We start from the raw sequence: 13,234 nt of genomic DNA, 5'->3' as shown, positions 1-13,234 counted from the left end.
GACTATACAAGAGGTAGGACAATATCAACCCATTGATGGTATGAATCATGGGTTGACATAGTGGCCTGACAAGAGGAGCCTCTCTCCAAACAAAGGCAATGAGGGAGAGTGTGATGATTCGGGGCGGCCTCCTGCGCGTTTCGCGCGGCAAGATAAATTTCGCGGCGACGCTGTTGGGCACGACCATGCTCGCGATGATCGCCGTCCCCACGATGGCGCGGGATCCGGCCGCCGATGCCGCCGCCGAAGCGGGCGATGACGCGATCGTCGTCACAGGTATCCGTAGCTCCCTTGCCACCGCGCTGGGCGAAAAGCGCACCTCCGACAATATCGTCGAGGTCATCCAGGCCGAGGATATCGGCAAACTGCCCGACCAGAACCTCGCCGAAGTGCTGGAAAATGTCACCGGGATTCAGATCACCCGCCAGGCTGGCGTCGGCAATGCGGTGCAGATCCGTGGCACTGATGCCAACCGCACCGAAATCAACGGCGTATCGACCATAGGGTCGGGCGCGGGCCGCTCGGGCATCAGCTTCGAGGATCTGCCCGCCGCGCTGATCGCCTCGGTGGAGGTGACCAAGGTTCCAACGGCGCAGACGATCGAGGGATCGGTCGGCGGCACGATCAACCTTCGCACGATCCGCCCGCTCGACCTGCGCGATCCGCTCATCGCGGCGCGGGCACAAGTCGAAAACAGCGATCTGTCCAAATCGACCCTGCCGCGCCTGTCCGCGACGCTCGGCAATCGCTGGGACACCGGCATCGGCGAAATCGGTATCGTGGTGAGCGGCAGTTATGCCCGGCAGGACGTCGCCGCGTTCAAGCCGCGTGTTGACCGCGACGCCGTCGTCCTGCCGGGATCGGGCCCGAGCGCCGAGGCTTTTCCCTTCCTGCGCATCCAGTTCTTCCAGCAGGGATTGGAGAATTACGAATATGAAACCTACAACGGCACCGCGGCGCTCGAATGGAAGCCGAACGACGACCTGAAATTCTATTTCGACGCGACGCTGAACAACCAAACGCGCGGACAGGAGAGCCACCGCGTCCAGATTTCGGGCACGGCGACGCCCTCGGTCGTCGATGCGACCGACAACACGGCGTTCGAAACGGTCAACTGGGGCACTCTCGACGGACCCGACGGTCCGATCGACCTCGGCAGCGTCGATGCGACCGTCGCGGGCACCATCGGCATCGGCGGCGCGACCGGAACGGTGATTGACCCGAATATGCGCACGTCGAGCGACACGGGCGCGCGCGTCACCAAAAGCCGCGTGTTCGACCTCGGCACCGAATGGCAGGTGACCGACAAGCTTGGGATGCGAGCCGAAGTGTCGCTATCGACCTCGAAATCGGACTTTCCGAACTTCTCGACGACGCTCGATTTCATCAATCCCAACGGCCCGCAGCCGCAAATCGGGCGCAGCATCGACAATGGTGTGCCGCTGGAATTCGACCTGCGCGGCGGCACGTTGCAATTCGGCATCGACCAGTCGAGCCCCTTTGCGCCGACGACGGCGCAATTGCTCGACCCCGCCAATTACCAGCTGCAGCAAGTGGCGCAGGGCGCCAACACGACCGACAATCAGGAGAGGGCGGCGCGCCTCGATTTTTCCTATGACACGAGCGATCTCAACCCCTTCGTCACCTCGATCGACTTCGGCTATCGCTGGAACCGGACTTCGGCGGAAAACAACGAATTTTCCCGAAATGTCAGCCTGACCAACACCACGAGCGCCTGGAACCGGCCGTCGGGCGACCTGTTTTCCGACATATTGATCCCGGGGCCCAACAATTTCGACGCGGCCGACGGACGCCGGCTTTATTTTTCCGACTTCCTGCTGATCGACGGCGGGCTGGCTTTCGACGATCCCGCGAAGGTGCTCGACGCGCTCAACGCCGCGATCGCCGCGAGCAACGCCGCCGCGACCGAGGGGCCGCCCGTCGCGCCGCTGACCACGCCGACGGAATCCTTCGCCGGCTTTTTTAAGATCAAAGAAACGACGAACGCCGCCTATTTCCAGGCAAATATGGAAGGCGAAGTCGCCGGCATGCCGGTGCGCGGCAACGCCGGCGTGCGTTGGCTGCACACCAGCCTGTCTTCGGTCGGCAACAATATCGCAAATGGTGAGGTCACGGGGCAAACCGTTGCCAAAAGCTCGTATAATTTCCTGCTGCCGCGCTTTAACCTCGTCCTCGAACCCGCAGACCGCTTCCTCGTCCGCGCGGGCATCGCGCGCGATATCCGCCGGCCGAATTTCGACACGCTATCGACATCCTTCTCCTTCGGCACCGGCGCGAACACGCCGGTCGCGGTGGGCAACCCCGACCTTGTCCCCGAAGCTGTGTGGTCGTTCGACCTGTCAGGCGAGTATTATTTCGCGCCGTCGAGTCTGATCAGCATCGGCTTTTTCCACAAGAGCCGCACCAATTTGTTCGCGCAGCGGCAGGAGGACCCGGCGCCCAACCTCGACGCCAACGGCAACCTCAATATTTCGATCGATCCGGCGTGCCCGGGCGGCGGCATCTACAACCCGATCGCCAACCGCAACATCAACAACCCGATCCAGGGTGTCGGCATCTGCGTACCGCGCAGTTCGACCTTCAACGTTCCCGGAACCACCACCCAAACCGGGATCGAGGTCGCGTTCCAGCACGATCTTTCGGCATGGGAAGACACGCTGGGCTTCGCCTCGGGCTTCGGATTTATCGGGAACTTCACCTATCAAAAATCGGGCGGTTCGGCGCGCGAGTATCGCACCGCCGACGGCCCGCGCACGGTCTTTACGCAGCTCGGCTATCCGGGATCGCAAGACCTGATCACACTGACCAATCTGTCGAAATATGCGTATAACGCGACGCTGTTCTACGACAAATATGGGCTGAACGCGCGCCTGCGCTACACATGGCGGTCGAGCTATGTGTCGAACGATCCCTTCTTCTTCGGCCTGCCGCTGATCAACGGGGCGCGAGGGCAGCTCAACGCCAGCATCAATTACGACCTCACTGAAAATATCAACCTCGGGGTCGAGGGCATCAATTTGCTGCGCGGCGACCAGAACCAATATTGCGTCAACAACAAGGCGCTATTGTGCTTCCAGGGCCTCACCGACCGCCGGATCACAGCGGGGGTGAGCGTCAAATTCTAGGGCGCTCACCCTAGGCGGGGGTGCGCGGATATCCCGCCCGAACCCGCGTGTATTGTGAAGCTATGTCCTCGTCAGAACGCTTGTGCCTATTTCGACCCAATGCTAAAAAGCCAAAGCATCACGCGGGGGCGGGGGGCAAGGTCATGTTGCAATCCGAGACGAGGCTCGATTCAATCCCGAAACCGATTGTTGGATCGGCAGCGCCCTGGTTCAAGGCGCATGTTCTGGACGGAAACCCGCAATATACTTTTCACACGGTTGCCGGACGAGCTGTTTTGCTTTTTTTCATGGGATCGGCGACCGGTAACGGCATCGAGGCCGCCCGCGACCTTCTGATGGCCGACGCCGACCGCTTCGACGACAGTCGCTGCTCTTTTTTCGGTATTACCATCGATACCGACGACCACGTAGCCGGACGCGTCAAGACGCGCCTCCCCGGGATCCGCTATATCCTCGACAGCGACCGGGCGGTCAGCCAGGCCTATGGAGCCTGCAGCCCCGACAGCGACCATTATGAACCCTATATCATCGTTCTGGACCGCCAATTGCGCGTCGCGGGACGCTATCATCTCCCGGACGCCGGCAAGGCGCTCGCGCTGATCGATCGCCTGACCCGCGAGGGCAAGCCCGAAGACTGGGCGCCGGTGCTGTCGGTCCCCCGCGTGTTCGATCGCGCTACCTGTCAGCGGCTGATTGACCTGTACGAAGCCGAAGGCGGTCGGGATTCGGGTTTCATGCGCGAAGTCGATGGCAAGACGGTGTCGGTCATCGATCATGGCCACAAGCGCCGGTCAGACGTCACGATCAGGGATGAGGCCTTCTGCCGCGCGCTCAGCGCCCGGGTGAACCATTGTCTGCGCCCCGTTATCCAGCGCGCGTTCAATTTCGATGCGACCCGCATGGAGCGCTATATCGTCGCCTGTTACGACGCGTCGGTCGCAGGTCATTTCCGCGCTCACCGCGACAATACCACGATGGGCACCGCGCACCGCCGCTTTGCGGTGACAATCAACCTGAACGACGATTTCGACGGCGGCGAACTGCGTTTCCCCGAATTCGGGACGCGCACCTATCGCCCCGCGCCGGGCGGCGCGATCGTCTTCGGTTGCGGCCTGCTTCACGAAGCGACGCCGGTTACCCGCGGGCGGCGCTACGCCTTCCTGCCCTTTCTTTACGACGACGAAGCGGCGGCGCAACGCGAAGCGAACAACCAATATCTTGGCGAAGGGGTCGGCGCCTACCGACAATAGAGGCGGCGCCCGATTCAATCGGAACCCACCCCCCTGATGACGGCGACAAGCCCGCGGCCTGCGCCGCTTGACGCCAGGCTAGGGTCACCCCGGGGTCAGCACCCTAGAATGCCGTTCCTAGCGAGATAGAGAATTTCTTCGCACGATCGCCCTCCTGCCTCACGACGGGCTGGGCGATGTTGAAGCGCAGCTTGCCGGGCCCCGCATTGAATGCCAGCGCGAAACCGACCGCCACCCGCGGCTTGGGCGAGTTGCCGATCAGCCGCTCGCCCGCGATCAGTTCACCCTTCGACGCACCGAACACCGAGCCGGCATCGACGAATATGCTCGGCGAAACACCGAATTTCTTCATCGCGCCTTCTGGCCGAAGAGCCAGTTCCAAACGCCCGGCATAATAGGCGCGCCCGCCAATCGCTGTCGGGGGGGCGACCGGGGCCTTTAATGGAACCACCTTGGGCCCGATGCCGCGCAGATCGAACCCCCGCATGCTGTTGCCGCCGATATAGAAGCGATCGAACAACGGGATCGTGCGATCGCCGATCGATCGCATCAACCCGCCTTCGAGCCCAAGCGACACATCGATGACATCCCCGATGCGGTGGTGGAAGCTGCCCGCCATCCGTATCCGGGCGTAGCGCGACGTTCCCCCTGGACCCGCAATCTCGGGTGTCAGGCGAAGCTGGAATCCGCGCGCCGGATCGATGGGCCGGTCGCGGCGATCGAGCGTGAGACCGACGCTCAACACCGAACTGGTCGATTGCCCGAGCGCATTGCAAAAGGGGCTGCCGTGAAGCCCCACATCGCATCGCGCATTTTTCTGGCGGATCAAGAAATCTTCGTCCGAATATCGATAATTCGCCGCGACGCGCAGACCGCGTCCAAGCTGTTTTCCGACATAGAAATTGACGCCCCGCGCAGTTTGCCGAAACACCGATGACTTGCTTTGCGCATCGAAACCCACCGCAGTCGAACGCGAGTAAAAGAAGGTCGGCGCAAGCGACACTTTGCTGCCCATGAAATTGGCGTCTGCGACCCCGAATTCGAACAGGCGCTGGATTTTCGAATAGCGCGCCGACGCGCTGATGTCGCGGCCGGGCGCGCCGATATTGGTGCGCGCGATCTTGACCGTTCCCACCGGTCCTTCCAGCGACGAATAGCCGCCCGAAAAGGCCAGCCCGCCACGCGGCAGCGTCTCGACCGTCAGCAGATCGGTTTCGCTGGCCTGGCCGTCCGCGCCATCGAGGCCGGTCACCGCCCCGGTCGGCGTTTCGGCGACCTCTTCGTAAAGGCCTTCGTCCCCGGCGGCGGCCATGCCGAGTTCGGACGCGGCGGGCCTCCCACGCGGCGCGGCGCGGCGCGCACCGGCATCGCCGAGCCAAGGCGTGGCCGAAACATCGGCATCGAACGCCGGAAACTTACGCATGCTGGCGGCGGCGGCGCGGCCGGGGCGTTCGGCCCCGCCGATCGCGAAGCAGGGCGGCCCCATGCGGTTCTGCGCGGCGACGACGCACGCCAGATTGACCATGTCGGCGGGCAGCGCCGGCAGATCAAACGCGGTGATACGTGCCGGACGACCGAACTGCACCGCAACGCCTGGCGGCGGCAAATTGGGCGGGATCGCCTTCGCCGCGATGCGCGAGCGATGGCTGCGCGAAGACGCCTTCGCCGCGCGCGTGCTGTCGCTCGCCGGCAACGCCGACACTGCGCGCTTGCGCGGAGCATGGCGATCCTTGGAATCGCGGCAGCCTGTGCAGGCGCGCCGTCCATGTACTGGCGCAGCGGCCCTTTGCGCGACCAGCGCTTGGCGACGGGCGCCGGCGTCGCCTAGCCAGGATGCGCCGACGACATCGACATCCAGGCCGGCGATCGCTTCATCCATCGCCGCCGCCGGAACGATACTGGCATCGCCGGCCCTCACCCGCCGCGCATTGCCGCGCGGCGCGTTGGCCGCGCCGGCGGACAGCACGACGGGTGCATCCCAATCGACCGCCAACGGCGCCTGCCAGGGGATGTCCACGGCCGTATCGGACAGGTCCGTCGGCGTGCTCGGTTCGATCGCGTCAGGCATGATCGATGCCGTCAGAAGGAAGGCGTCGGCGCCGTCCGCCGGCGCCGCGATCGTAAACTCAGCCTGCGCATGGTCAAACGACGGTCCCTCGCTGGGCGGCAGCACACGTGTGATCGCCGTCGATTGGCGAAGCGCGGCGTAGGGCGGCGTCTGGACAATCTCGCGCTCGCGCGCGTACAGCGGCGCGGCTTCGCCGACACCGAACATCACCGCGACGCCCATCGCAGTGCCCTGCACTGCCCGGTGAACGCCCCGGGACAATATTCCGTATCCCGCCAACCTCTTCCCCTCATTGTGCCGGCCGACCCCGGCTTTCACCCCCGCCAAGAACGCGTCGGGTTCATCCCTCGCGAAAGGAGCGATTGAAACTGTCGATCATTGGCTGGAACAGATATTGCAGCAGCGAGCTCGACCCCAGATCGATATAGACTTCGGCCGGCATGCCCGACATCAGCTGGACATCGCGGTATTTCTTGAGCTGCGCCGCCGATATCTCGACGATCACCTTGTAATAGATTTGCTGCGCGTCCTTGTCGTAGATCGCATCGGGGCTCACTTCCTTGACGGTCCCGATCAGATTGGGGATCACGCGCGCCTTGTATGGCGTCAGCTTGACCTCTGCCTTCAGCCCCTTGTGCACCACGTCGATATCGATCGGGCGGAGCCGCGCCGACACCACGATTTTTTCGGACGTCGGCACGATGTCGAGGATCGGCTGGCCTGCCCCGATGACACCGCCGGGCGTAATCAGGCGCAAATTGGCGACACGGCCGGCAACGGGCGCAAGCACCTGCCGACGCGAGCGGATATCGCCGCTGACCCTGAGATTTTCGCGCGCCTCGGCGATTTGCAGCTGAACCTGTCGCTGCTGGCCGGTGGCCTCCAGAACCATCTGCCCGCGCAGCGAGACCATTTGCGCACGCGTTTCGCCGATCGTATCGCGCAGCCGGTCGAGATTGTTGGTGAGCTTGCCGCGCTCGCCGTCGACCAGCGCCTTTTGCCGCTGCAACGCGAGCAGCCGCGATTTGCGTTCGAGCCCTTCGTCAACCAGCATGTCGACGCTCATTTGCTCGTCGTCGAGCAGCTTCGCCTGATCGGTTAGTGCCGCGATCTGCGCGCCCGAACTGCGGATGTCGGCGTTCGACTGGCCGATCCGCTGCGACAGGATCTGCGCCTGCTCCGACAGGCCGCGCCGCCGCGAGGCGAATTCGGCATTCGACGCCGCGATGATTTCCTTGACCTCGGGATCGCCGGCGGCCGCTAGCAGCTCGGCTGGGTAACGGACGGCAGGCAAGCCGAGCCGCTCGGCCGTTAACCGCGCGTCCTGCGCCAACAGACCATAGAGGCTCGTGCGCAAGGCCGCGTCGGACGCCTCGCTCTGGGTCGCATCGAACAGCACGAGCGGTTGGCCGGCGCGCACCTCCTGCCCTTCTTTCACCAGAAACTCGCGGACGATGCCTCCTTCCAGATGCTGGACCGTACGGCGGCCGCCGCCCTCGGCTTCCAGAAACCCGCTTGCGATCGCCGCGCTGTTGATCGGTGCCGCCCAGCTCCAGACGGCGAATGCAAGAATGAACAGGCCGATCGACATGAGGGCGAGCCGCATCGACCCTTTGACCCGCGGACCGGCGACACCATAGTCCGGCGACGGCAAGGCCAACCGCACAGGGTCGCCATCCTCGCGTAGGCGAAATGGAATGTTCATGCTTCCAATCCCCCTTGTTTGAACATTGCGGGATTGGACTTGGCGGGGCCGCCCGGCGGGGGCGCTTCGTTCGGCGTGATCGCGCGCCGCTTGCCCGCCATTTCCTCCACCACCGTCCGTGCATCGCCGAATTTCGCGACCTGCCCATCCATCATCAGCAATATCTTGTCGGCCAGTTCGAGCAGATTGGCGCGGTGCGAGACGATGATCGTCGTCATATTGAGCGCCTTGAGCTTCTTGATCGTCGCCAACAAAGCCGCGTCGCCGCGCGCGTCGAGGCTGGCGTTGGGTTCGTCGAGCACGATCAGCGGCGGCAGCCCGAATAGCGCGCGCGCCAGCCCGATCCGCTGGCGCTGACCGCCCGACAGCTGGTGCCCGCCATCGGTGAGCATGCAGTCATAGCCACCGTTCAGGTGAAGGATCATGTCGTGGCAATCGGCAAGCTTCGCGGCGGCAATCACGTCGGCATCGCGGGCATCTGGACGAAATCGCCCGATATTCTCGCGGATCGACCCGGGCAGCAATTCGACATCCTGTGGCAGATAGCCGACGTTGGGCCCGAAATCGCTGCGCATCCAGTCGAAGGTGTCGGCGCCATCGAGCCGGACATGCCCCGACATCGGCTTCAGCACCCCGACAAGCAGGCGCGACAAGGTTGTCTTTCCCGATGCCGACGGCCCGACGATCGCGAGCGACGTCCCCGGCGCGATCGCGAAGCTGACATTCTTGAGGATCGCGCCCTTCATGCCCGGCGCGGCATAGGTAAGATTTTCGACGGCGATGGCACCCGACGGTTTCGGCAGCGCCATCTGCGACGGCCGCGGTGTCGGCAGGTCGCAAAAACGCGACAGGCGCTGCAGGCTTTCGCGCGCCAGCACGAACTGTTTCCAATAGCTCATCGCCGCCTCGATCGGTGCGAGCAGCCGCGCGATCAGGATCGAACCCGCAATCATCGCCCCGCCGGTCAACTGCTGGTCAAGCACCAGCAAGGCACCGATGCCGAGGACCGCAACCTGCACCAGATTGCGGACGAACTTCATCCACGCCAGGATCTTGCTCGACTGAAACTGCGTCGCGTCGACCGCCTCGGTTTCGGCAAAATAACGGTCGCGCCAATGCGCGACCGTGTCCTCGCCCATTCCCATCGCGTCGATGACTTCGCTGTTGCGTACCAGAGATTCGGCGTACTGCATATTGCCGGTGGCCAGCGCCTGGGTGTCGCGGATCGCCGTTCGCGTGATCCGTTCGGTGTACCAGGTCAGCCCGAATAGCGTCGCGGCGCCGACGGCCGATATCAGTCCGAAGATCGGGTGCAGCAAAAACACGATCAGCAGGTAAAGCGGCACCCACAGCATATCGACGACGCTGAACACCGTTGGGGTCGAAACGAAATTCTTGACCTGTGTCATTTCGCGCAGCGCTTCGAGCCGGACGTTCGGAGCGACCAGCCTTTGCTCGAGCGAGCGGAGCAGCAGCGTCGGCCCCAATTGCTGCGCCAACCAGGTGCCGACGCGGTTCGCAACCTGCTGCCGGATGCCGTCGAGCATCGAACCCAATGCGACGACGAGCGTAATCGCCAGCGCGAGGAAGAACAGCGTATCCTTGCTCTGGCTGGTCAAGACGCGGTCGAAGACCTGCATCATGTAGAGCGACATGGCGAGCGCCGCCATGTTGGTGATCGCGGAGAACAGGATCAGCCGGACCGCGATCGGCCGTTGCGGAAGCAAGAGCGTCTTTAGCAGATTGTCCGGGTTGCCGGAGGCCCGCCGGGCGGCGAGTGGATTCCAGGCCATGCCTACCGCTCCAAATGTGCTGGGCTATCCGCGGCATTGAGCGGCAGCACGAGTCCCGAGATCAAACCGGCAAGTTCCATCTGCCGATGGACGCCCAGCTTGGCGCGTACACGCTTCAGATAGGTCCGCGCCGTCTCTTCCGACAGGCCACAGCCTTCCGCCGCGTTGCACAGGCTGCTCGACTTCAGGAAGTGGCCCAGAAAGCGCTGCTCGGACGGGAGCAATCCGAGCGCTTCGAGTAACGACGTCGGCGCATCGACCTTGCCCGGACCCATAATGATCATCATGGCACAGCGCGTGGTTCCATCGCCGGTACGCGACTTGGCCGAGATGACATATGCCAATCGCCATTCGCCATCGCGGCAATCGAGCCGGAAGACATCTTCAACCGGCGCATCGGACGCCGCGGTGGCGGCGCGGCGGATGCTTTCGCGCAATTGTTTGGCCTGCCCCGGATTCGCTGCGACGATCGCGCCGTCGGCGGCGCGGATCAGCCATTTGCGTTGTTCGACCAATCCCGCCGCGGCGCTGTTCAGGAACAGGGGCTGGGCGTCGGCCGACAGCAGCGCCGTCGCGAGCGACACGCGATCGAACATCCCCTCCAGCATCGCTGAGCGCTGCGACTGTTGCGCAAGCTGTGCGACTCCCGTTGCAGACTCGGCGAGCAGCGGCGCAATCGATTGCAGAGAGGCGGCATCGGCGTCGCTGAAAGAAGCCCCGCCGGCATGACGAAAGAACAGCGCGCGAACGGCTTTGCCCTCGCGCTTCAGCTGTATGGCAAGGCCATTGTGGAAGGGCCCATCGGTGCCGGCGTCAACCGGCCCCGAGCCCGTACCGAAAAGCGCGGCGGAAAATTGGAAAGGATGCGCCGGTTGTTCGCCGATCCGGGCCCATACCTCCTCCATCATTGTCAGCAGGCGCCGGGTTGCGGCCGCGTCGCCCCGCACTTGGTCGAACCCGATCAAAAAGGCATGGCGTTGCTGTCCCGCACCCGACACGGACACGGTCAAAATTGCCGACATTACGTCGAATTGCGCTAGATAGTCGTGCCATAGCCGCCGGGTGTTCGCCGCGACATCGACCGAAAAGGGATGATCCGCCATGACGTCATGACCGTCGCCCGCTGACCCCTCGAACAGTTGGGCGTCGTCGCGGACCGCGTCCGCATACTGCGTCGAAAATACCATGGTCGCAGACATTATGGCCCCCAAAAAGCATCGTTCCCGAAGCGATGCCGAAGCTCGCTACAGGCGTTTCACGCGCGACCATGATGTCTGGCGCGATGCCCTGGTTACGGGCCAGGACGCACGCGCCGACCGGGGTTGCCTGAAGCATTTTCTACCCGGCGTTGGCTGTCGATTGATGCGAATCTCTCGATAGCGTCGCCTGCCGTGACGGATGCTGGCGACGGCCCTTGTCTATTTCGATTCGGCAGACTGAGTCTATTATCCCCTCGGACATATCCGTTAGGGTAGTTTCCTGCCCCACCGCCGCGCATTACTCTTTGATAATTGTGAAAAGAGGGGTCGGCACTCGAATCTACGACGATTCAGGAGGGGTGACGTGGGGAAATCCTGGACTTTTTTGGCGAGCGCCCTGAGCGCACCCACCGCCGCCGCGGCGTTAGCGATCGGCGCGACTCCGCTCCTGGCGCAATCGGCGCCCGCCGCCGTCGCGCCATCGAGCACGATGGCCTCGCTCGCGCGTCAGGTCATTCTTTCCAACCCCGATGTTGCGGCGCAGCGCCATCAGGTTCGCATCGCCAAGGCGCGATTGCAGGCCGCCGAAGCGGGCTATTTGCCGACGATCGAGGCGAACGGCACCGTGCAGCGGCGCGAAATCGACATCAAGAACGGCAGCAGCGCCAACGATGCGCGGTACACCGCCGGGCAGGCCGGTTTCGAGGCGCGGCTGCGCTTCTATGACGGAGACCGGACCTATAATTCGGTACGGATAGCCAAAGCCGAGCTGGAAGCGACCGCCGCGGGGCTTGACGCGGTCACGTCAGACACGCTGCTGGAACTATTGACGAGCGCCGCCGACGTCCACCTGAACCGCAAGATCCTGCAATATTCCGAGGCGCAGAGCGAGGCGATCGGCGACCAGCTTCGCGCGACGTCACGCCGGCTCGAATTCGGAGAAGCCACGCGCACTGACGAGGAACTGGCGCGCTCGCGGCTGGCGACCGCACAGGCCGGCGTCCTCGCCGCGAGCGAAGAACTGGGCGTCAACGGGCACCGGTTCCGCAATGTCAGCGGCCAGTCGGGAACGATTGTCCCGCCCCTGCCGCCGCTGGCCGCCGTTCCGGCGTCGCTTGCCGCGGCACAAAAGATGGCGCTCGACGCCGCGCCGCGACTGCGCGCCGCGCGGCTCAACGCGCAGGCCGGCAAGTCGGGGGTCAAATTCGCCACCGGCGCCCTCCTCCCACAACTCGACGCCGTCAGCGGCTACGACTATCTGACCGGCGGCGCGACCAACACCTTCACCGGCAAATATCCGGACGATCGCTCATCGCTCTATTATGGGCTGGAACTCCGGGTACCGATTTTCCTGCCGCGCGATCATGCCGAGGTTCGCCGGGCGCGCGCGGTCCGCGATCAACGGCTGTCGCAAACCGACATTGCGCTCCGAACGGTGGCCGAGGATGTCGCGACGAGTTGGACGCGCTGGCAATCGGCAAAGAGCACGATCGCCGCAGCCGAAATGGCGGTGGCCGCGACCGAACAAGCGGCGGAAGGAATCAAGAAGGAAGCCATCGGCGGCAACCGCACGCTGACCGACGTGCTAAACGCCCAGAACGAACTGCTGTCCGCCCGCGTCACGTTGGAGCGCGCATTGCGCAACGAATTTGTCGCCCGCGCCAGCTTGCTGGCCGCGACCGGCCAGCTCGACACGAGCGCGATCCTCGACGGGCGATGCTGCAGCACGGACCTTGACGAACGCCCCACGATGTCGGCGCTCGGACGGCCGATCATGGCCAGCAGCGGACCGGCTGTTGCCGGACCCACGGTATTGGCCCGCCCGGCGATGTCGTCGCTAGGTCAGCCTCCCGATCGCGGCGTCGGCGACGCAGCGGCACCCCCGGGCAATCCGGCGCGTCCTGCGACCTCGGCGCTCGGGCGCAAACTTAACTAGCAAGCCGCTGTCTCTTGCAGCCATTCCGTTTCGGCATTCGCCGAAACGGCTAAAATCCATGTGTTCCGAGCAGATTGCGAATCATGTTCGCCGATGAACTGCCCCAAAATGAACCACTCCACAAAATTGTCCGCCAT

The 13,234-nt window shown here is 63.9% G+C and carries 7 protein-coding genes; 3 read left to right on the top strand and 4 right to left on the bottom strand.

What is annotated here, in order from left to right:
• Nucleotides 1-113: 113 nt before the first annotated feature.
• Complete coding sequence (locus tag ATE71_RS07640; RefSeq protein WP_058802878.1) at nucleotides 114-3,146, top strand: TonB-dependent receptor; 3,033 nt, start codon at nucleotides 114-116, stop codon at nucleotides 3,144-3,146.
• 143 nt (nucleotides 3,147-3,289) lie between these two features.
• Nucleotides 3,290-4,396 (top strand): 2OG-Fe(II) oxygenase, encoded by a 1,107-nt coding sequence (locus tag ATE71_RS07635; RefSeq protein ID WP_058802877.1) that lies wholly within the window; start codon nucleotides 3,290-3,292, stop codon nucleotides 4,394-4,396.
• 103 nt (nucleotides 4,397-4,499) lie between these two features.
• Here the strand turns inward: ATE71_RS07635 and ATE71_RS07630 are convergent, their stop codons facing one another.
• The 4 genes from ATE71_RS07630 to ATE71_RS07615 form a co-directional block, all read right to left on the bottom strand.
• Complete coding sequence (locus tag ATE71_RS07630) at nucleotides 4,500-6,725, bottom strand: BamA/TamA family outer membrane protein (protein WP_152998687.1); 2,226 nt, start codon at nucleotides 6,723-6,725, stop codon at nucleotides 4,500-4,502.
• Nucleotides 6,726-6,804: 79 nt separating this feature from the next.
• Entirely contained in the window at nucleotides 6,805-8,169 is a 1,365-nt protein-coding gene (locus tag ATE71_RS07625) for an HlyD family type I secretion periplasmic adaptor subunit (RefSeq protein ID WP_082665132.1), read from the bottom strand.
• Nucleotides 8,166-9,962, bottom strand: a complete 1,797-nt coding sequence (locus ATE71_RS07620; RefSeq protein WP_058802874.1) for a type I secretion system permease/ATPase — start codon at nucleotides 9,960-9,962, stop codon at nucleotides 8,166-8,168. The genes ATE71_RS07625 and ATE71_RS07620 overlap by 4 nt, the downstream gene beginning before the upstream one ends.
• Before the next feature lie 2 nt (nucleotides 9,963-9,964).
• On the bottom strand, nucleotides 9,965-11,149 hold the full coding sequence (locus ATE71_RS07615; protein ID WP_058802873.1) for a helix-turn-helix transcriptional regulator: 1,185 nt from the start codon (nucleotides 11,147-11,149) through the stop codon (nucleotides 9,965-9,967).
• 397 nt (nucleotides 11,150-11,546) lie between these two features.
• On the opposite strand from ATE71_RS07615, the gene ATE71_RS07610 reads away from it, so the two are divergent.
• Nucleotides 11,547-13,097 carry a TolC family protein gene (locus ATE71_RS07610; protein ID WP_058802872.1) on the top strand — a complete coding sequence of 517 codons (1,551 nt, stop codon included), beginning with the start codon at nucleotides 11,547-11,549 and terminating at the stop codon, nucleotides 13,095-13,097.
• The last annotated feature ends 137 nt before the right edge of the window (nucleotides 13,098-13,234 follow it).

This window comes from Sphingopyxis sp. H115, from assembly GCF_001468465.1.
Lineage (GTDB): Bacteria > Pseudomonadota > Alphaproteobacteria > Sphingomonadales > Sphingomonadaceae > Sphingopyxis.
This window is presented reverse-complemented; position numbering and strand designations above follow the sequence as displayed.

What these genes read in the sequence shown, in the direction of transcription:
- ATE71_RS07620 (WP_058802874.1), bottom strand. Translation starts at nt 9,962, where the DNA reads ATGGCCTGGAATCCACTCGCCGCCCGGCGGGCCTCCGGCAACCCGGAC.
- ATE71_RS07635 (WP_058802877.1), top strand. Translation starts at nt 3,290, where the DNA reads ATGTTGCAATCCGAGACGAGGCTCGATTCAATCCCGAAACCGATTGTT.
- ATE71_RS07615 (WP_058802873.1), bottom strand. Translation starts at nt 11,149, where the DNA reads ATGGTATTTTCGACGCAGTATGCGGACGCGGTCCGCGACGACGCCCAA.
- ATE71_RS07625 (WP_082665132.1), bottom strand. Translation starts at nt 8,169, where the DNA reads ATGAACATTCCATTTCGCCTACGCGAGGATGGCGACCCTGTGCGGTTG.
- ATE71_RS07640 (WP_058802878.1), top strand. Translation starts at nt 114, where the DNA reads ATGATTCGGGGCGGCCTCCTGCGCGTTTCGCGCGGCAAGATAAATTTC.